We start from the raw sequence: 19,491 nt of genomic DNA, 5'->3' as shown, positions 1-19,491 counted from the left end.
GCGTTCAGGCTCCAGAAATCATGAACGTCCAGGAGGACATAAATGGCTAAGAACCGTAGTGAACTTGTTGCAGAGGTAGCAGGCAAGGCCGGCACCAGCCAGGCAGCCGTCAACTCCGTACTCGATGCACTGTTCGAAGTTTTCGAGACCTCTGTCGCCGCGGGCGAGAAGATCACCATCCCGGGCTGGCTTGCAGTTGAGCGGACCGACCGTGCAGCTCGCAGCGGCCGCAACCCCCAGACCGGCGAGACCATCCAGATCGCCGCTGGCCACAGCGTCAAGCTGACCGCTGGCTCCAAGCTGAAGGCTGCAGTCGCCAAGAAGAAGTAGTCCTTCACAATGCTTGTGACGGGAGCGGCAACCTGGCGGTTGCCGCTCCCGTCACCGTTAAGGCCTCTTGCGTGCCTTCACCCGAGCAGGGCCAAAAGTGTTTCGAAACCAGCCGATTCGCGACAGGGCCACCCTTAGCGGACAATGGACAGGTGCCCTCAGCCGCAAAATCCCGCCCTAAAGTCCCGCAGCCCAGCCCCACCCCGGGAACGCCCGGTGGGTTGAATGGGGCTGCTGGAGTCTCCAAGCTGTGGCAGATTGCCGGCCTCGCCGCGCTCTTTCTTGGGCTGGCAGCGGCCCTCCTCTTCTCCGGTGCAGCGGCCGCCCGTCAGGTTTCCGATCCGGGAGCCCTGGTGCGCTGGGGACTGCCCATCAGCAAGGCTATCCACAACGTGTCCCTGGCGACGGTGATTGGCGCTCTCATCTTCGCCGTCGCCATCCTGCCCCGGAACATCAACGGTTCAAGGGCCAAGGACAACAATTCAGGCGAACACCCGGCCTTTGCCCGGTCGCTTGCCGTAGCCGCGGCGGCAGGGGTTGCCTGGACGCTTTCCGCGATCGCGGTGCTGATCCTGACCTATGCCGACGTCGCTGGCCAGTCGCTGGCGGGTGACGCTGAATTCACCCGGGCGCTGGTGTATTTCATGACCGACATCGATACCGGCCGGGCGTGGCTCACAGTCACGATCGCAGCCGCGGTGGTCACTACGGCGCTGTTCGGCGTCCGCTCCCTCGGCGGCCTGGCCGCGACACTGATACTGGCGATCGTGGGAATGGTTCCTATCGCCTTGATCGGCCACTCCTCCAGCTCCAGCGACCACGAGGGAGCCATCAATTCGCTGGCGCTGCACCTGCTTGGGGTCTCGGCCTGGGTTGGCGGAATAATCATGCTGGCGCTGTTGTCCGGCACCCTGACGGGCGCCAAAGTGGCAGGCAAGTCTGACATCACAGAGCCGACCCTCCGCCGGTTTTCGTCCCTCGCCGGCTTCGCTTTTGTTCTGGTGTTCGCCTCCGGGATCATCAATGCCAGCATCCGGATCACCAGCTTCGGCGATCTGGTTGGTTCGCCCTACGGCCAGCTGGTCCTCGCGAAGTCCGCCGCCGCTCTGGTCCTCGGCGGCATCGGCCTGATGCACCGGCAGTGGGTCATTCCGCAGCTCGGACGCAACGGCGCCGCTGTTTCGTCGCGACGGGTGCTGTGGCAGCTTGTGGTGGCGGAACTGCTGATTATGGGCGCCACGTCGGGAATCGCCGTGGCACTGGGCCGCTCGGCTCCGCCGCAACCCACCACGTTTGCCCCTGATGCCTCGCCAGCCTTCATCCTGTCGGGCTACGAGCTGCCTCCGGAGCTGACCCCCGAACGGTGGCTCACCGAATGGCGCTTGGACTGGCTCTGGGTCGCGGTGGCGCTCTTTGGCCTTGTGGCCTACATCCGCGGCGTGGTCAAAGTCCGGCAGCGCGGCGACCAATGGTCTCTATTCCGCACGGCCAACTGGCTTATCGGGCTTGTGGTCCTCACCTACGTCACCTCGGGTCCGCCGTCAGTGTACGGCCGTGTGCTGTTCTCGGCCCACATGGTGGACCACATGGCACTCACCATGGTGGCGCCCATCTTCCTGGTGCTTGGCGCCCCCGCGACGCTTGCCCTGCGGGCACTGCCCGCCCGGGGCGACGGCTCCCGCGGCCTTCGCGAATGGCTACTGATATTCGTGCACTCGAAGTTCTCCCAGCTGGTGACGCATCCGCTCTTCGCCGCCGCGAACTTCGCCGGCTCGATTGTACTGTTCTACTACTCGGACGCCTTTGGCTACGCCATGCGGGACCACGTGGGCCACGAACTGATGAACCTGCACTTCGCCCTGACGGGATACATCTTCGTGTTAACCATGCTTGGCACGGATCCGCTCCCACGCCGTGCCCCCTACCCCATGCGCCTGCTCCTGCTGCTGGCCACCATGGGGTTCCATGCCTTCTTCGGTGTGTCGATCATGGGCGGCACGGGACTTCTGGCCGCCGACTACTTCGGCAACCTTGGCCGCACCTGGGGCCCCCCGGCATTGCTGGACCAGCAGATGGGCGGTGCGGTGGCTTGGGGGATCGGCGAGGTGCCCACTCTGCTGGTGGCAATCGGCGTCGCCATCATGTGGTCCCGTTCCGATGACCGTGAATCGCGCCGCACCGACCGGGCGGCTGACAGGAATAACGACGCCGATCTCACCGCTTACAACGATATGTTTGCCAAGCTGGCCGAACGCGATGCCAAGCTGGCAGAACGCAACTCAAAGCTGGAAGGACGCTGATGAGCGAAACCGTACGCACCCACCTCCGGGTCCGAGCCTCCGAACTGGTGGGCCGTAACTGGCTCAACACCGGCGGCAAGTCCCTGGATCTGGAATCCCTCCGCGGCAAGATCGTGCTCTTGGATTTCTGGACCTTCTGCTGCATCAACTGCCTTCACGTCCTGGACGAACTGCGGCCCCTCGAGCAGGAATACTCCGATGTCCTGGTCACCGTGGGCGTGCACTCGCCCAAGTTTGAGCACGAGGCCGACCCCGTGGCTCTTGCCGCCGCCGTGGAACGGTACGAGATCCGCCACCCCGTGCTGGATGACCCGGAGCTTGAAACCTGGAAGGCCTACACGGCCCGCGCGTGGCCCACCCTCGTGGTCATCGACCCCGAAGGGTACATCGTGGCCCACCTCTCCGGCGAGGGCCATGCAGACGGCCTGGCTGTGCTCATTCCCGAGCTGATCGCCGAGCACGAGGCCAAGGGCACTCTGCACCGCGGCGACGGGCCGTACGTGGCACCGGAGGCGACGTCCGGCACGCTTCGGTTCCCGGGCAAGGCCCTGTATCTGCCCAGCGGCCGCGGCGTCGGCAGTGCGGCCGCAGCGGGTTCCTGGCTGGTCACCGATACCGGCCACCACCGCCTCGTGGAATTGTCCACCGACTTCACGACTGTCCTGGCGACATATGGCTCCGGCGAAAAGGGCCACATCGACGGAAACGCAGCGTCGGCCCGGTTCAACGAGCCCCAAGGCCTGGTCCTCCTGCCCGAAGACGTCGCGGCCGAGGCCGGTTACGACGTCGTGATTGCCGACTCCGTCAACCACCGCCTCCGCGGACTCTCGCTCGACGACGGAACCGTGACCACTCTCGTGGGCAACGGCGTGCAACGTCTGCTTGAGGTTGGACCGGCACGCGTGAACGAGGAAGGCGCAGCCTTCGGCGGCCGGCTGGAGGATAATCCACTGGACGTAGCGCTGAGCTCCCCGTGGGACGTTGTGTGGTCCACCAAACTCAATGCCGTGGTGGTGGCCATGGCCGGCGTGCACCAGATCTTCAGCTTCAGTCCTCTTTCGGGAGCGGTGTCCATCATTGCCGGCAACGGGCTTGAGGGGCTGTTGGATGGGCCGGCCGCCGAAGCCTGGTTCGCCCAGTCCTCCGGTCTCGCCGAGGACGCTGAGGGCAACATCTGGGTGGCCGACTCCGAAACTTCAGCGCTGCGCAAGCTCGTGGTCGGCGACGGCGGAACCGTCACCGTGGAGACCGCCGTCGGCAAGGGCCTGTTCGACTTTGGCTTCCGCGACGGGAAGGCCTCCCAGGCCCGCCTGCAGCACCCCCTTGGCGTGACAGTCCTGCCGGACGGCTCGGTGGCCGTCGCCGACACCTACAACGGCGCGGTCCGGCGTTATGACCCCGCTTCAGGCACTGTTTCCACCCTGGCCCGTGGACTTTCCGAGCCGTCGGACGTGATCGTGGACCACACGCAGGTGGCCGGTTCGGAGCCGCTGCTGGTGGTGGTGGAAGCGAACAAGCACCAGCTGGTGTACGTGCCTATCCCCAAGGAGGCGCAGCAGGTGGACGAGGGCGCGGTGCAGACGCACAGGCCCAAGAGCCCCGTGGCGCCCGGCCTGCTGGAGCTCACCGTTCGTTTCACGGCGCCCACCGGCCAAAAGCTCGATGACCGCTGGGGCGACCCCACGCAGCTGAAGATCTCCTCGACGCCGCCGGAACTCCTGGTCAGTGGCGGCGGCACGTCGGTGGGCCTGCTGCGCTCACTTGAGCTTGCCTCCGATGTCCCGGAAGGCGTGCTGCACATTACGGCCCGCGCTGCAGCCTGTGACGGACCGGAAACGGCCGACGGCGAGATCCCCGACCACGCCGCCTGCCACCTGTACCAGCAGGACTGGGGCATCCCGGTGCTTCTGCAGGCGGACGGAGACCGTGAGCTGGTGCTGGACCTGCGCGGAATGGACTGACCGTGCACGTTGGTTTTCGGGGCGGCCACGTACCTCCCGGGAAGCCACCAAGGGCATGCCGCCCGCACGGCCGCCCGCACGGGCGCCCGTGCGGCGGTACGGGCTAGTAGCTCAGGAGCGGGGTCACCTTGATGGTGTCGCCGTTCACGTCCAGGCGCGTGGTGAAGCTGAAGTCGTGGATGACGTTGAGATCGCTGACGGCGCCCGTGAAGAGGTCGACTTGGCGGGCTTTGATCCGGGCTTTGCCGTCCAGTGGAGCCACCACCCAGCGTCCCCCGAACGGTTCGATGCTGATGGCGGGGTATTCCGTGATGGTCCAGTCGATGGTGCCATCAACCACGCGGTTGTTTGTGGCGTGGTAAAAGGGGCAGTCCGGTTGGAGCCGCTGCTGCTTGTTGGCCTGGGCCGCGCAGGAATCGAGGAATTCCTTGATTTTGCCCCCTACGGCGTCCTTCAGGCCGCTCGTGGCCTGGGTCAGCAGGCTCAGTGGCGCGGTGGGCGTATCGCGGCTGGATACGGTTGCCCGGGTGGCAGGCGCCGCAAAGTACTGGCCGTTAAGGCTGGCCTCGTATTCGCCGGGATAGAAGACCGCGAAGGAGTTGCGTCCGTTGGGCATGTTCACCGGCACGCCGTTCAAAGTGGCCTCGTTGGAATTGACCACGGTGACCTCCAGCACAGGCAGGGAAGCGGGGACGAAAGCCCATTTGTTGAAGAAAAGCCATTCGGTTCCGGTCTTCTCCAGCAGGAACTCGGTGTGCAGCTTGCTGCCGTCGATGGTGTAGTCCATGGGGACCATCACCTGGTTGCCGGGGCGCTCCTCGGTATCGCCGAAATGCACGTTCGCGATCCGGGACGCCGCCGTCTGGAGTGCCGTTCCATCGAGCATGGCGGCGTTGCTCTCGGGAACGGAAGCTCGCAAGAGACCGAGCGCCTTTTCTCCCTCACCCTTTTGCAGGGCGTCGAGATACTCCCGAACCGGCTGCTCCGGACTCGCCACGGAACTGTTCACCAGGTTCACTGCCACCACGGATGCGGCGACGGCAAGCATCAGGCCCAACAGCCATCCGGCTGCGGTCCTTACCAAGGCTTGACTCATCTGCACGGACCTTACGTTACCGGCAAGGCGCCTGGATGCGGGTGTGGACGCCGTGCCCGCGACCTGAACCTGCCGCAGCGGAGCAGCCCGACGCCGGGACCCAGCTCCTAGCGGCGCCGCCGGGACGAGGTCCCGAATACTCCGCGCAAAAGCTCGCGGCCCAGCTGGGTGCCAAGGGAGCGGGCCATGCTTTTGAGTCCGCCGCCAAGCGCCCCGCCCAGGGCGTCGGCCAACTCGCCTGCCATTCCGGCCCCGGCGCCCTGACGCGGTTCGGGTGCCGTTCGCTCCGGCGTCCGGTGCCGTTCGGATGCCGAGGCGGGGCGGCTGCTGGGCCGTCCCAGGATCTCCTCCTCGATGCGCCGGGCATCGGCGTCAACGGCATCTTGGTCCACACCCGTTTCCGTGCCGCCGCCCCCGGGGACCGGAGGCCGACCGGGGGCTGCCGCGCCGCTGTGCGCCGCGCCCTTGCCGGATAATTTCTCATACGCGGAGACGTTCTCTACCGCGGTGCCGTATTTGGCGAGCAGGGCAGATCCGGCCACGGTTTTCTTGACCAACGCTTCCGGACTGGGCCCCATCACTGATTCCGGAGCGCGGAGGCGCGTTAGGGCAACCGGCGTCGGGGCGCCTTTTTCGTTCATGACGGTAATCACCGCTTCGCCGATTCCGGCAGAGGTCAGCGTCTCCTCGAGGTCGTAGTCGCTGATGGGGAAGGTGGAGACGGTGGCTTTTAGCGCCTTGGCGTCCTCCGGGGTAAACGCGCGGAGAGCGTGCTGAATGCGGTTGGCGAGCTGGCCCAGAACATCGGCCGGAACGTCCTTGGGAGTCTGCGTCACGAAAAAGATGCCCACGCCCTTAGACCGGATCAGGCGCACGGTGGTGGTGATGGCTGCCAGGAAGGCCTTGGAAGCGCCATTGAACAGCAGGTGGGCCTCGTCCAGGAAGAATACAAGCTTGGGCTTGTCCAGGTCCCCGGCTTCGGGCAGGTCCTCAAAAAGGTCGGCCAGCAGCCACATCAGGAATGTGGAGAACAACATGGGCTTCGTCTGCAGGGTTGGCAATTCAAGGCAGGTGACCACGCCGCGGCCGTCGGGGGCCGTGCGCAGCAGTTCGGCAGTGTCGAACTCGGGTTCCCCGAAGAACATCTCCATGCCCTGGGCTTCAAGAGTCACCAACTCGCGGAGAATCACCCCGGCGGTGGCCTTGGACAGGCCGCCCAGCTCCTCAAGGGCGTCCTTGCCTTCCTCCGAGGTAAGAAACGATATAACGGCGCGCAGATCCTTTAGGTCGATCAATTCAAGATTGTTTTTGTCCGCGAAGTGGAAGACGAGCTGGAGACTGGACTCCTGCGTTTCGTTGAGCTCCATAATGCGGGAAAGCAGGATGGGTCCGAACGATGTGATGGTGGCGCGCACGGGGATGCCGTTGCCATCGCCGCCCAGGGCCAGGAACTCCACCGGAAATGTCTTGCCGGTCCAGGGCTGCCCGATGCTCTGGGTCCGTGCCAGCAGCTTCTCGCTGCCCGTAGCGGCCATGGCGAGCCCGGACAGGTCGCCCTTGATGTCCGCCAGGAAGACGGGGACCCCTGCGGTGGAGAGCTGCTCGGCCATCATGTGGAGGGTGACGGTCTTTCCCGTCCCCGTTGCGCCGGCCACGAGACCGTGGCGGTTCATCATGGCCAGCGGCAGCCTGACGGGGGCATCCTTGTGGAGTTCGCCGTCGACTATGGCGGCTCCCAGCTCAATTGTGGCGCCTTCCAGCGTGTAGCCCTTCTGGATGGTGGCGACTTTATCCGCCGTGGATTTGATGGCCATGCGGTTAGCTTAGCCGGGTCCGGCCGGTCCGGACCCGGCTTGGGCCACTGCTATTTGGTGAGTGCCTTGATGACTTCCTTGGCCACGGCCTCGCTGGACTGGGGGTTTTGCCCCGTGATGAGGTTGCCGTCGCGGACCACGTTTGAGCTCCAGGCGGCTGCGTTTTCGACGAGGGCGCCCTTTTCCTTCAGTGCATCCTCGACGAACCAGGGAGTATTGGGCCCCGTGCCGCCATTAAGCTCTTCCTCGTTCGTGAAAACGGTGAGGCGGCGCCCCGCGAAGGCGAACGTGCCGTCGTCGCCGACCGCGCTGAGCAGGGCCGCCGGGCCGTGGCAGAACGGCGCAATAACCTTGCCGCCCTTGTCGGTTGAGATGAGCAGCCGGCCCAGATCGGGGTCCTTGTAAAGGTCGGTCATGGGCCCGTGGCCGCCGGACATCACGACGGCGTCGTACGCCGAGGCGTCCACGTCGGCCAGCGTCAGCGGCGAGGCCAGTTCGGCATCGATCGAAGCGATATACTCCCGGAAGCTGTCCGCACGTTCCTGGCTCCCGGCCGATTCGGCCGTGAGGCTCACCTGATCCACGGTGGGCTTCACGCCGCCCGGAGTAGCGATGTGGACGGTGTGCCCGGCGTCGCGCAGGGTCTGGTGCGAAACCACAAGTTCCTCTGCCCAGTAGCCGGTGGGGTGTTCGCCGCCGTCCCTCATGGTGAGGGAATCGGCTGCGGAAACGACCATCAGAATGTTAGCCATGTTGTTGCTCCTGTCTTGCCGGCCCTTCCGGGCCTGCGGGGTCGGGTTGGTGGTGAGGCGGAAGGGTTCAGTGCGCCGCTTCGAGCTCCGCATACGTGTCGTCGTCGAGTATCACGCCGGCCGCTCCCAGGTTCTGCTCGAGGTGCTTGACGGAGCCGGTTCCGGGAATCGGCATCATGACGGGCGAACGGCGCAAGAGCCACGCCAAGGCCACCTGCGAGGTTGCGGCGCCCAGCCGCTTGGCTGCCTCATCCAGCGGGCCGCCTGGCTGTGCCAGCTCACCAGCGGAAATCGGCGCCCAAGGGATGAATCCGATGCCGTTCGCCTCAGCGTAGTTGAGGACGTCCTCGGAGCTGCGGTCGGTGAGGTTATAGCGGTTCTGTACGGTGGAGACGGTGAAGTACCTCCCGGCTTCCTCGAGTTCGGCCACGCTGACCTGGGACAGGCCGAGCGCCTTGACCTTGCCCTCTTTCTGCAGATCCCGGAGAACTGTGAACTGCTCTTCCGGGTCCACCTTGGGATCGATCCGGTGCAGCTGCAGGAGATCCAGGGAGTCGACCTTGAGCTTGCGGAGGCTCAGCTCGGTCTGCTGACGCAGGTATTCGGCGCGGCCCAGAGGAACCCATGCGTTGGGACCGGTACGGGCAAAGCCGACCTTGGTGGCGATCTTCAGCCCGGCCTTGTATGGGTGGAGAGCCTCAGCCAGGATCTCCTCGCTGATGTTGGGCCCATACGAATCGGCGGTGTCAATGAAGTCCACGCCGAGCTCCACCGCACGCCGCACGACGGCGATGGCGGCCACTCTATCCGCCGGCTCGCCCCAGACGCCGTCCCCGACGATGCGCATTGCGCCAAAGCCGAGGCGATGGACAGTTCCCAAGTCCTTCAGATCGATCGTGGGTGATGGTTCCGGATGCTGTGGTTTGTCGTGGCTCATAAGGGCGGCAACTCCCTAAGCCTGCTGTGTATTCCATTCGACCGGCGCCACGAAGTGGATTTCCAGGCCTCGCCGGGCCTCCCGCCCTTAGACTTGGGCATGGCCGCATCGATGTTGAAGCTGGTTTTGTCCCTCGCCACCGCGGGCGCGCTCGCCCTTCTGGGCAGTTCCCCGGCCGCGGCAGGGCCACCCCGCCCGTCCGAACCGGTCGGCGTCGACGTCTCCTGGCCGCAGTGCGGCAAGGCACTTCCGGATAAACCCGCGTTTGCCATCGTGGGGGTCAACAACGGCCTGGCGAACACCACGAATCCCTGCCTCGCGGATCAGCTGGCCTGGGCGGCAAACTCAACGGGCACCACAAGCCAACCTGCGGCTGCCCTTTATGTGAACACCGCTAACCCCGGGACGGCAGGCTCCTGGTGGCCCACGTCGAACACTTACATGGACGTTGTGGTGGAGAACCCCTACGGCGACTGCGCCAGCGGAGACTTCAGGGCCTGCTCCTACATGTACGGCTACGCGAAGGCTTATGACGACGCCAATCTCCGGGGTGTGGACAATCCCGGCGGCCAGTTCTGGTGGCTCGACGTGGAGACCGGAAACAGTTGGCAGACCGACAAAGCTGCCAACGTTGCCGACCTTGAGGGCATGGCCGCCTACTTCACAAGCATCAACGCCGAAGTGGGCATTTATTCGACCGGCTCCCAGTGGGGGCAGGTCGCCGGCGCCGTGCCGTCGGAGAGCGAGCTGGCCGGGTTGCCAAGCTGGCTTGCGGGTGCCCGGTCGCTGAAGGGGGCCAAAAGTAACTGCTCACTTGCCGGGCTAACGCCCGGAAGCCGGGTTTCCGTGACCCAGTTTATTTCCGGCGGTTTGGACCACGACTACGCGTGTCCCTGATTCTGGTGATACAGAAGAGAGCTGAATTTACCTAAGTGAAGAACTGAGTACCTCGTGAGAAAACAGGTATAACGAGCCCAAAAGTAGAGTGGAGTCCACTGGTGTGCTCGTGAAGGCGCGCCCCTAGCATCGGGGTTACATGTGCGGCCAACGGTGGCCGCATTGTTGCGAGGGAGGCGCTGCAATGACACGTTCAGATCGGAAGAAGCCCAAATCCGGGCCAAACAACCAGCGAAGAGAAGGTCTGCTCTTCGCTGTCACTGCCGGACAGGCAGGCAGGAGGGTCCTGGCCGTTGCCGCCGCCGGCGGTCTCATCCTCGCCGGGGCGGGGGTGGCGCGGGCGGACGTTATCTACAACACCCTTGATGTGACCGTGGACTCCGTGGCCGAAGTCATGCCATTGAACGCGGGCGGCGCCGCCGGCACTACAACGCTGGCGCTGTCACCCACAAATGGCGACGGGAAAAGTGGCTGCAATCTGACAGGGGGCACCATTCTGACCCTCAGCCTCGCCTCAAGCAACCCTGCCGCGGCCACCGTTAGCCCCTCGTCCGTGACGTTCACCAGCTGCGGTGACTCCAAGACTCTGACAGTCACGCCGCTTGCCGCGGGGACTGCAACGGTTAGTGCCGCCGCCACGGCCAACACCAGCGGCGGATCATTCGACCTCACGCCAGCGACTTTCACCGTCAACGTGGTGGCGCCCGCCCCCTCGAACACGGCACCCTCCGTCACGGTTGGGGGAGTGGCCACGGGCGGGTCCTACGCCAAGGGATCCGTCCCTGCCGCGTCCTGCAACGTCGTTGACGCCGAGGATGGAAACAGCACGGCTCCGGCAACGCTCAGCGCCGTCTCCGGGCCCTACGCCTCCGACGGCATCGGCCAGCAGACCGCCAGCTGCACTTACACGGACCGCGGGGGACTGACCGCCAGCGGATCCGTTACCTACAGCATCACGGACCCCAGCGGTCCCCAGATCACCTACTCCCTGAAGCCCGGAACACCCAATGGCCTCAGTGACTGGTTCACCGTGCCGGTGGTCCTCAGCTGGACGGTGACGGACACTGAGTCCCCGGGTTCTGTGTCCACCACAGGATGCGAGGACCGCGCCATTTCGGCAGATCAGGTGAAGACCACCTACACCTGTTCCGCGACCAGCGCCGGCGGTTCAGCCTCCAAGGACACCGTTCCGGTGGGCCTTGATGCCACCGCACCGGACGTGAGTTACACAGGCGCCGAGGGACCCGTCGGCAACAATGGCTGGTTCAGGGGCCCGGTGACGGCAACGTTCACGGGTACTGACGCGACGTCAGGGCCGGCCTCGGCGACCCAGACCGCATCGACCGCTGCGGGGGCCGAGGGGCTGAACATCGGGGTCAGAAGCCCGGTGTTCACCGACGCCGCCGGAAACGCCTCAGCCCTCGGTGCCGCGTTCCAGTCCTTCAACATCGACGCCACGGCTCCCGTGGTCAAGTACACGAAGGCGGACCGGGATCCCAATGCCAAAGGTTGGTACAACGCTCCTGTCACGGCAACCTTCACCGGCACGGACGCACTCTCCGGTCCGGCATCGGCGGAGCAAACCATCACCTCCGACGGCGAGGGGAGCGCCGTAGTGGTTGGCAGCCCTGTGTTCGAAGACCTGGCCGGCAACGCAACAACGTCCGGAACTCCTTCCGCCTCGTTCAAGATCGACCTCACTGCCCCGGAGGTCGCCTTTAACGGGCTGGCCGGGACCATGGGCGAGAACGGTTGGTACATAAGCCCGGTCACGGCGACGTTTACCGGGACAGACCAGCTTTCAGGCCCGCTGTCGGCAACCAAGACCGCTGCTTCGGCCGGGGAAGGCGCAGGCATAACTATCGGCAGCCCGGCCTTTACCGATGACGCGGACAACACAACGCCGGAAGGGGCCGTTTCCAGCGATGCCTTCAAGATTGACCTGACGAATCCCGTTGCCACCTTCGACTCCGTGCTGGCTGACGCCTACTACGGGTCGCTGGGCACACAGCCCACCTGCACCTCGACCGATACGGACTCCGGACCGGCCAGCTGCACGGTGACAGGCTATGCGCCGGGGGTGGGCACGCACACGTTGACCGCCACCGCAAAGGACAACGCGGGGCGTACGTCGGTGGCCACCCAGACCTACACCGTGAATGCCTGGACCCCCAAAGGCTTCTACCAGCCCATCGACATGGGCGGAGTCCTCAACACGGTCAAGGCCGGAAGTACCGTTCCGGCAAAGTTTGAGCTGTTCGCCGGTGCCACGGAACTGACAGACACCAGCGTCGTGAGCATGGGGGTCCGGCCGATCCAGTGCAGTTTGCTGGCGGTGCAGGACAGCATCGACATCACCGCCACCGGCAACACCTCGCTGCGCTACGACTCCACCGGTGGCCAGTACATCTATAACTGGAAGACGCCGAACATGCCCGGCTCGTGCTTCCAGCTCACCATGACTGCGGCGGACGGTTCCCACATCGACGCCAATTTCAAACTGAAGTAAAGCAGGGGCCGCAGTGCCGTGCGGCAAAGCTGAACAGCATAGGCGAGTTTAAACGGGAAGGGACCTGCCTCAGGCAGGCCCCTTCCCCATTTTTCGGGCGAATCAGGCGCTCCTCGCCAGGCTGGAAACATGCGCCGGCCGGACAGGCCCCAGCAGAAATAAGGCAAGGTCGAAATAACCCGGCCCCTGCCGTCGTTGACGAAAGAGTGCCTACGCCGCTAGCCAAGTGGGCCACGCCAACGCTCCGCTACGAAAGGCCGGCTTCCCCGTGACTGTTCCGTTCTCCATCCTTGATCTGGCCACCATCGGTAAGGGCCAGACGGCGGCGGAAAGTTTCGCCGGCAGCGTGGCCATGGCGCAGCGGGCCGAGGAACTGGGTTACCGCCGCGTCTGGTACGCCGAACACCACAACATGTCCTCCATCGCCTCGTCCGCCACCAGTGTGCTGATCGCCCATGTGGCCGCCCATACCAACAGCATCAGGCTTGGCGCCGGCGGGGTGATGCTGCCCAACCACTCCCCGCTGACCATCGCCGAGCAATTCGGCACCTTGGAAACCCTGCACCCTGGACGGATCGACCTGGGCCTTGGCCGCGCTCCGGGCAGCGACCAGAACACCATGCGTGCGCTGCGCCGCGACCCGATGTCCGCCGACAGTTTTCCGCAGGATGTCTTGGAACTGCAGGGGTACCTGACCGGCCCCACCCGGATCCAGGGAGTGGAGGCGACCCCCGGCAAGGGTACCAATGTGCCGCTATACATCCTGGGCTCCTCTCTCTTCGGGGCCCGGCTGGCGGCCCAGCTCGGTCTGCCGTACGCCTTCGCCTCACACTTCGCTCCCGATGCCCTTCAGGACGCCGTGGCAATTTACCGCCGCGAATTCCGGCCGTCCGCCCAGCTTGAGGCGCCGCACGTCATCGCCGGGGTAAACGTCATCGCCGCGGACTCCACGTCCGAGGCGCAGGAAATGTTCCAAGCCACCAAACGGGCCCGTGTTTCCCTGTTCTTCGGCAACGGCCGGGTGTTCTCGGATGACGAGGCGGATATGATCCTGGATTCTCCGCAGGGCCAGCACGTGTCCCGGATGGTCAAGTACTCGGCCATCGGAACGCCCGATGTGGTGATGGACTACCTTGAGGAGTTCACCGCCCACGCGGATGCCGACGAGCTGATTGTGGCGCACCAGAGCACGGCCACTGACGCCCGCCTCCGTTCCGTGGAGCTACTCGCCGCTGCGGCCGGACTGGCCCGCGTGTAACGCCATCTAAAGTTCCAGGCGCCCCCAAACCCGGGAGCCGCGCGGCCCATCGCCGAGCGGCTCCCGTTGCCTTTTCTGGCAGCCCCCTTGACAGGGCGCAACTGAACCGGTTTAGTAGTGGTTACTGAACCGGTTCAGTGAGCTAGATCACGGAGCCGTCACCAAGAAGGGAAGGCCCCATGGCAGTCACCATCAGCGACGTAGCCCACGCGGCAGGCGTGAGCAAGGGTGCTGTCTCCTACGCGCTCAATGGCCAACCCGGCGTCAGCGACGGCACCCGCGAGCGTATCCTCCAGGTGGCCAAGGACCTCGGCTGGAAACCCAGCCTCCGGGCAAAGGGACTCTCCTCGGCCAAAGCTTATGCCCTGGGGCTCGTGGTGGCGAGGGACCCTTCCCTGCTTGGCACAGACCCTTTCTTCCCAGCCTTCATTGCCGGCATCGAAACCGCGCTCGCGGAACACGACTACACGCTGGTGCTCAGCGTCGCCACCGGCACCGGAGCGGAGGAGCGCTGCTACCGCAAGCTGGCGGACAACGGCCGGGTTGATGGATTCATCCTCACGGACGTCCGCCAGGACGACTCCCGCATCCCGCTGCTGCAGGAGCTTAGCCTCCCCGCCGTCACGCTGAACCGTCCCGACGCCGCTTCACCGTTCCCTGCCGTCTCCATGGATGACTGCGCTGGAGTCACGGCCGCAGTGGAGCACCTGGTTTCGCTGGGACACACCCGGATTGCGCATGTGGGCGGCGGCCAGGAATACATCCATGGCCGGAGCCGGCGCCGGGCCTGGGAAGCCGCGCTTACCAAGGCCGGGCTCCGTACGGACCTCTTCGCGGAGGCTGACTTCACCGCTGCCGGCGGCGTCGCGGCCACCGCGGAGCTCCTTCGCGCAGCGGAGCGGCCCACGGCCATCGTCTTCGCCAATGATCTGATGGCCACCGCCGGCCAGTCCTACGCGCAATCGCTGGGGCTGCGCGTGCCGCAGGACCTCTCAGTGGTGGGCTACGACAATGCCGACTTCACGCAGTACCTCAACCCGCCACTGACCACCATCTCCACCGACCCCATGCTCTGGGGCCGGGTGGCGGCCCAGGTGCTGCTCAACCAGCTCGCCGGCGTACACAGCGGCGGGGACACCGATCTGCAAGCCCCGCGGTTACTTGTCAGGGCATCCACCGGACCGGCACCGTCAACGCAGTAGTCCTGGCCAGCCGCGCAGGACCTCCCCAATTTTCCTTAAATCCCAACCTCACAGAACCCCGGTTCTCCCAAATAGGAGTCGCAATGAAGCGCTTTACCACTGCCACGCGCGTACTGTCCGTGGCCGCCCTGACCATCATGGGAGCCGGCCTGGCTGCCTGCGGCGGGGGAGCAGGTGGGACTACCGCGGCGTCGGCCACCACGGCCAAGGGTCCCATCAAGATCTGGTACTCCAACAATGAGTTCGAGGTGAAGTGGGGCAAGGACATGGTGGCGGCCTGGAACGCGGCCCACCCGGACCAGCAGGTCGACGCCCAGGAGATCCCGGCCGGCAAGAGCTCCGAGGAGGTCATCGGGGCTGCCATCACCGCCGGCAACGCCCCGTGCCTGGTCTTCAACACCGCTCCCGTGGCGGTGCCGCAGTTCCAGAAGCAGGGCGGTTTGGTGGCGCTGGATTCGTTCCCGGACGGTGCCCAGTACATCAAGGACCGCACCGGTGACCTTGCGGACCAGTACAAGTCCTCAGACGGCAAGATGTACCAGTTGCCGTGGAAGTCCAACCCGGTGGTCCTGTTCTACAACAAGGACGTCTTCGCTAAGGCCGGGCTTGATCCGGAGAAGCCGAAGATGGCCACGCAAGCCGAGTTCCTGGACACGGCGCGCACCCTGGTGAAGTCCGGCGCAGTCGCCAATGCCGTGTGGCCTTCTCCCGCCAGTGACTTTTACCAGTCCTGGTTCGACTTCTACCCGTTCTATGCTGCCAACTCCGGCGGCACAACGCTGCTCAAGGATGGCAAGGCCACCTTCGACAGCGAGCAGGGCAAGCAGGTCGCCACCATGTTCCAGACCCTTTACAAGGAGAATCTTGCCTCCAAGGAAGCCTATAAGGGTGACTCCTTTGCCGAGGGCAAGGCCGGCATGTCGCTGGCCGGCCCGTGGGCTGTCGCCGCGTACAAGGGCAAGGTCAACTGGGGTACGGTCCCGGTCCCTGGCGCCCAGGCCCAGAGCGCAGGCTCCACCTTCTCCGATGCCAAGAACGTGGCCATGTACTCCGCCTGCAAGAACCAGGGCACGGCCTGGGAGGTCATGAAGTTCGCCACGAGCAAGGAGCAGGACGGCAAGCTTCTCTCCGCAACCGGCCAGATGCCGATGCGCAAGGACCTGACCACTGCCTACGCCGACTACTTCAGCAAGAACCCCGCCTACAAGCAGTTCGCTGACCAGGCCGGCCGCACCGTGGAGGTTCCCAACGTATCCAACTCGGTCCAGATCTGGCAGACCTTCCGCGACGCGTGGGGCAAGTCAGTGATCTTCGGCAACCAGGGCATCGATGACGCGTTCAAGGGAGCATCTGAGAAGGTCAACCAACTGGCAGCCCAGAAGTAGCAGGGGACTTCCCATGTCACTTCGCTCAGCTGACGGCGGCCCGGCAACAACGGGCGCTGCCGGGCCTGGGCGGGACCGGCAGCCGGCGCCCAGGAAACGGAAGAACCTCCTGGGCCGCCAGCCGCTGGGACTGCTGTTCAGTGCCCCGTATGTCATATATGTCCTGGCCGTGCTGGCCTACCCGCTCGGGTACGCCGTGTACATCTCGTTCCACCAGTTCTTCTTCACCGCTCCCGGCGTCCAGGTCGACCGGCCCTTTGTGGGACTGGAGAACTACATCACCGTCTTGTCGGATCCGGAAGTGCAGCGCTCCTTTGCCAATATCGGCGTGTTCCTGGTCATCAACGTCCCGCTGACCGTGGGACTGTCTCTGATCCTGGCCAACGCCCTCAACCGCGTGACCAGGCTGAAGACCTTCTTCCGGGTCAGTTACTACGTCCCGTACGTCACGGCGAGCGTCGCCGTCGTCGGCGTCTGGCTGTTCCTGTTTCAGCAGAACGGACTCGTCAACGCACTCCTGGGGCCGCTGGCCCCGAATCCCTCGTGGCTGACCAACTCCTGGCTCGCGATGCCCACGGTGGCGCTCTATGTGACCTGGAAGCAGTTGGGGTTCTTCATCCTGCTCTACCTGGCCGCGCTGCAGAACATCCCGGATGAGCTGTACGAGTCCGCCTCGGTGGACGGCGGCAACAAGTGGGTCCAGTTCTGGAACATCACCGTTCCGGGCGTGCGCTCAGCCAGCGTGCTGGTCACCCTGCTTGCCACCATCACCGGTGCGAACCTGTTCACCGAGCCGTACCTGCTTACCGGCGGAGGCGGTCCGGACGGCGCATCGACGTCGCCGGTGTTCCTGATGTACCAGAAGGGCATCCTGCAGGGAAACCCGGACGTGGCCGCCGCGCTGGGCGTGGTGCTGGTGATCGGCGTCCTGCTGATTGCCCTGATCCAGAAACGCCTCGTGGGCGGGAAGGAGGACTGAGATGTCGATCATCGATGCGGCAACCGCCGCCAACAATGAAAACGAACGGAATGACGACGCCGGACACCCGGACGCCCCTTCTTCGGGCGGTGGCGTCCGTTCCGCCCGCCGCGCCGCTTCCGAGGAAGCCTCCGGGGTGGAGAAGCGCAAGAACCTCGGCGCGGGCAGCTTTGTGCTGCTGGCCGCCGGCGCCTTCGTGTTCCTGTTCCCCTTCTACTACATGTTCATCGGCTCGCTCCAGACCTCACCGGACACCTCGGTGGCCGGGGCGTTCCCCAACCCCGCGAACATCACGGGCGAGAACTACGCGAACATCAACAACTCCATTGACCTGCTCAAGGGCCTGGTCAACTCGGGGATCTTCACTGGCGGCGTCATCTTCTTCACCGTGGTGTTCGGTCTTCTGGTGGGCTACGCCCTGGCGCAGATGCAGTTCCGCGGGAAGGGTTTCGTGTTTGGCATGATGCTGCTGGTACAGATGATTCCGTTCCAGCTTCTGCTCATCCCGCTGTACGTCATGATCGTGCGGGACTACGGGCTCGCGGACACGTACCTGGGCATGATCCTGCCGTTCGCGATCAACTCGACAGCGGTGTTTGTCTTCCGCCAGTACTTCATGCAGCTGCCGTCGACCCTCTTCGAGGCGGCCCGGATCGACGGTGCCTCAGAGCTGCGGATCCTCTGGCAGATCGCCATCCCCCTGGTCCGGCCCGCCATTGTCACCGCCGTGCTGCTGACCTTCATTGGGCCGTGGAACGAGTTCCTGTGGCCGTTCCTGGTCACCAAGGACCAGTCCATTCAGCCGCTCGCCGTCTCCCTGGCGAATTACATCTCAAACATCGCCGCCACGGCATCCAACCCGTTCGGTGCCATCCTCGCGGGAGCGTGCGTCCTCGCGGCGCCCGCCGTCGCACTCTTCATTTTCTTCCAGCGCCAGTTCATTTCCACCAATATCGGTTCAAGCGTAAAGGGCTAATCTATGACCTCCCCCGAGACCTCCACACTGCCCACCGTCCCGTTCACCCTCACCCGCGCCGGCGTCATCATGACCCCGGAGGCCGGCAACGAGTTCGAAGCCGAAGGCGTCCTCAACCCGGCCAGCGGCCGCGGACCCGACGGCGAGCTGTACCTGCTGCCGCGCCTCGTGGCCAAGGGCAACGTCTCCCGGGTGGGACTGGCCAGGGTCATCATCGAGGACGGCGTGCCCACCGGCGTCGAGCGCCAGGGCATCGTCCTGGCCCCCGACGAGGGCTGGGAGCGCGGACTGAACAACGCCGGCACCGAAGACCCCCGCACCACCTGGGTGCCCAGCCTCGGCAAGCACCTGATGACCTACGTGGCCTACGGCCCGCTGGGTCCGCGGCTGGCCTTCGCCTACTCCGAGGACCTGCGCAACTGGGAACGGCTGGGCCCGTGCCATTTTGAATACCAGGCCGATCTTTCCATGGACCTGAACCTGTTCGCGAACAAGGACGCCGTATTCTTCCCGGAGCCCGTCAACGACCCCGACGGCGTCCCCTCCTATGCGATGCTGCACCGCCCCATGTGGGACCTTGGATGGATCCGCGAAGGCGAAGGCGAGCACCTGCCCGCCGGTGTCACCGACAACCGCCCCGGCATCTGGATCTCCTACGTCGCCGCCGCCGACGTCGAAAAGGACATCCGCGACCTCGTCCACATGGCCAAGCACCGCCTCGTCGCCCTGAGCGAATTCCCCTTCGAGGAACTCAAGATCGGCGGCGGCCCCGCCCCGATCCGCGTGGACGAAGGCTGGCTGCTGATCCACCATGGCGTGTCCGGAGTCCTGGAGAAGTCAGCCTTTGACCACCAGCAGAACGTCAACTACACCGCAGCCGCGATGATCCTCGACGCCGACGACCCTTCCAAGGTGATCGCCCGCAGCGACAAGCCGCTCCTGGCGCCCGAAACCGAGGACGAAATCTCCGGCATCGTTCCAAACGTCGTGTTCCCCACCGCGATCGAAGAGATCGACGGCCAACTGTTCGTCTTTTACGGCATGGCTGATTCGAAGATTGGTGTGGCCAAACTGGACCGCGTCTAAGGCCGCACC

The 19,491-nt window shown here is 64.9% G+C and carries 15 protein-coding genes; 11 read left to right on the top strand and 4 right to left on the bottom strand.

Going from position 1 to position 19,491, the window contains the following annotated elements:
* Nucleotides 1-42: 42 nt before the first annotated feature.
* The 3 genes from ACP4XC_RS21860 to ACP4XC_RS21850 all read left to right on the top strand — a co-directional run bounded on the left by ACP4XC_RS21860 (nucleotide 43) and on the right by ACP4XC_RS21850 (nucleotide 4,591).
* Complete coding sequence (locus tag ACP4XC_RS21860) at nucleotides 43-330, top strand: HU family DNA-binding protein (protein ID WP_427172834.1); 288 nt, start codon at nucleotides 43-45, stop codon at nucleotides 328-330.
* Nucleotides 331-482: 152 nt separating this feature from the next.
* Nucleotides 483-2,630, top strand: a complete 2,148-nt coding sequence (locus tag ACP4XC_RS21855; protein ID WP_427172833.1) for a cytochrome c oxidase assembly protein — start codon at nucleotides 483-485, stop codon at nucleotides 2,628-2,630.
* A complete protein-coding gene (locus ACP4XC_RS21850; protein WP_427172832.1) occupies nucleotides 2,630-4,591 on the top strand; it encodes an NHL domain-containing thioredoxin family protein in 1,962 nt (653 codons plus the stop codon). The genes ACP4XC_RS21855 and ACP4XC_RS21850 overlap by 1 nt, the downstream gene beginning before the upstream one ends.
* A 103-nt stretch (nucleotides 4,592-4,694) precedes the next feature.
* On the opposite strand, the gene ACP4XC_RS21845 is transcribed toward ACP4XC_RS21850, so the two are convergent.
* The 4 genes from ACP4XC_RS21845 to ACP4XC_RS21830 form a co-directional block, all read right to left on the bottom strand.
* Nucleotides 4,695-5,687 (bottom strand): hypothetical protein, encoded by a 993-nt coding sequence (locus ACP4XC_RS21845; protein ID WP_427172831.1) that lies wholly within the window; start codon nucleotides 5,685-5,687, stop codon nucleotides 4,695-4,697.
* Nucleotides 5,688-5,794: 107 nt separating this feature from the next.
* Nucleotides 5,795-7,501 carry a helicase HerA-like domain-containing protein gene (locus tag ACP4XC_RS21840; RefSeq protein WP_427172830.1) on the bottom strand — a complete coding sequence of 569 codons (1,707 nt, stop codon included), beginning with the start codon at nucleotides 7,499-7,501 and terminating at the stop codon, nucleotides 5,795-5,797.
* 50 nt (nucleotides 7,502-7,551) lie between these two features.
* The gene (locus ACP4XC_RS21835; protein WP_427172829.1) at nucleotides 7,552-8,253 is read right to left on the bottom strand and encodes a type 1 glutamine amidotransferase domain-containing protein; all 702 of its coding nucleotides are present in this window, start codon (nucleotides 8,251-8,253) and stop codon (nucleotides 7,552-7,554) included.
* 67 nt (nucleotides 8,254-8,320) lie between these two features.
* Nucleotides 8,321-9,190, bottom strand: a complete 870-nt coding sequence (locus ACP4XC_RS21830) for an aldo/keto reductase (protein ID WP_427172828.1) — start codon at nucleotides 9,188-9,190, stop codon at nucleotides 8,321-8,323.
* Nucleotides 9,191-9,289: 99 nt separating this feature from the next.
* On the opposite strand from ACP4XC_RS21830, the gene ACP4XC_RS21825 reads away from it, so the two are divergent.
* From ACP4XC_RS21825 to ACP4XC_RS21790, 8 genes are all read left to right on the top strand, one after another.
* Entirely contained in the window at nucleotides 9,290-10,087 is a 798-nt protein-coding gene (locus ACP4XC_RS21825) for a hypothetical protein (protein WP_427172827.1), read from the top strand.
* A 184-nt stretch (nucleotides 10,088-10,271) separates the two neighbouring features.
* Complete coding sequence (locus tag ACP4XC_RS21820) at nucleotides 10,272-12,596, top strand: PxKF domain-containing protein (protein ID WP_427172826.1); 2,325 nt, start codon at nucleotides 10,272-10,274, stop codon at nucleotides 12,594-12,596.
* Between the two features lie 268 nt (nucleotides 12,597-12,864).
* On the top strand, nucleotides 12,865-13,854 hold the full coding sequence (locus tag ACP4XC_RS21815; RefSeq protein WP_427172825.1) for an LLM class flavin-dependent oxidoreductase: 990 nt from the start codon (nucleotides 12,865-12,867) through the stop codon (nucleotides 13,852-13,854).
* A gap of 179 nt (nucleotides 13,855-14,033) precedes the next feature.
* Entirely contained in the window at nucleotides 14,034-15,056 is a 1,023-nt protein-coding gene (locus tag ACP4XC_RS21810; protein WP_427172824.1) for a LacI family DNA-binding transcriptional regulator, read from the top strand.
* 83 nt (nucleotides 15,057-15,139) lie between these two features.
* Nucleotides 15,140-16,441 carry an extracellular solute-binding protein gene (locus ACP4XC_RS21805; protein ID WP_427172823.1) on the top strand — a complete coding sequence of 434 codons (1,302 nt, stop codon included), beginning with the start codon at nucleotides 15,140-15,142 and terminating at the stop codon, nucleotides 16,439-16,441.
* A gap of 13 nt (nucleotides 16,442-16,454) precedes the next feature.
* Nucleotides 16,455-17,420: a carbohydrate ABC transporter permease gene (locus ACP4XC_RS21800; protein ID WP_427172822.1), complete on the top strand. Its 966-nt coding sequence runs from the start codon at nucleotides 16,455-16,457 to the stop codon at nucleotides 17,418-17,420.
* Between the two features lies 1 nt (nucleotide 17,421).
* Nucleotides 17,422-18,396 carry a carbohydrate ABC transporter permease gene (locus ACP4XC_RS21795; RefSeq protein WP_427172821.1) on the top strand — a complete coding sequence of 325 codons (975 nt, stop codon included), beginning with the start codon at nucleotides 17,422-17,424 and terminating at the stop codon, nucleotides 18,394-18,396.
* Nucleotides 18,397-18,399: 3 nt separating this feature from the next.
* The gene (locus ACP4XC_RS21790) at nucleotides 18,400-19,482 is read left to right on the top strand and encodes a glycoside hydrolase family 130 protein (protein ID WP_427172820.1); all 1,083 of its coding nucleotides are present in this window, start codon (nucleotides 18,400-18,402) and stop codon (nucleotides 19,480-19,482) included.
* Nucleotides 19,483-19,491 lie beyond the last annotated feature (9 nt).

Origin of the sequence: Arthrobacter sp. 92 (assembly GCF_050260325.1) — a bacterium.
GTDB lineage: Bacteria > Actinomycetota > Actinomycetes > Actinomycetales > Micrococcaceae > Arthrobacter.
This window is presented reverse-complemented; position numbering and strand designations above follow the sequence as displayed.

Coding starts and splice junctions, on each gene's coding strand:
- ACP4XC_RS21795 (WP_427172821.1), top strand. CDS start 17,422: ATGTCGATCATCGATGCGGCAACCGCCGCCAACAATGAAAACGAACGG.
- ACP4XC_RS21810 (WP_427172824.1), top strand. CDS start 14,034: ATGGCAGTCACCATCAGCGACGTAGCCCACGCGGCAGGCGTGAGCAAG.
- ACP4XC_RS21800 (WP_427172822.1), top strand. CDS start 16,455: ATGTCACTTCGCTCAGCTGACGGCGGCCCGGCAACAACGGGCGCTGCC.
- ACP4XC_RS21790 (WP_427172820.1), top strand. CDS start 18,400: ATGACCTCCCCCGAGACCTCCACACTGCCCACCGTCCCGTTCACCCTC.
- ACP4XC_RS21835 (WP_427172829.1), bottom strand. CDS start 8,253: ATGGCTAACATTCTGATGGTCGTTTCCGCAGCCGATTCCCTCACCATG.
- ACP4XC_RS21860 (WP_427172834.1), top strand. CDS start 43: ATGGCTAAGAACCGTAGTGAACTTGTTGCAGAGGTAGCAGGCAAGGCC.
- ACP4XC_RS21830 (WP_427172828.1), bottom strand. CDS start 9,190: ATGAGCCACGACAAACCACAGCATCCGGAACCATCACCCACGATCGAT.
- ACP4XC_RS21845 (WP_427172831.1), bottom strand. CDS start 5,687: ATGAGTCAAGCCTTGGTAAGGACCGCAGCCGGATGGCTGTTGGGCCTG.
- ACP4XC_RS21805 (WP_427172823.1), top strand. CDS start 15,140: ATGAAGCGCTTTACCACTGCCACGCGCGTACTGTCCGTGGCCGCCCTG.
- ACP4XC_RS21840 (WP_427172830.1), bottom strand. CDS start 7,501: ATGGCCATCAAATCCACGGCGGATAAAGTCGCCACCATCCAGAAGGGC.
- ACP4XC_RS21820 (WP_427172826.1), top strand. CDS start 10,272: ATGACACGTTCAGATCGGAAGAAGCCCAAATCCGGGCCAAACAACCAG.
- ACP4XC_RS21825 (WP_427172827.1), top strand. CDS start 9,290: ATGGCCGCATCGATGTTGAAGCTGGTTTTGTCCCTCGCCACCGCGGGC.
- ACP4XC_RS21850 (WP_427172832.1), top strand. CDS start 2,630: ATGAGCGAAACCGTACGCACCCACCTCCGGGTCCGAGCCTCCGAACTG.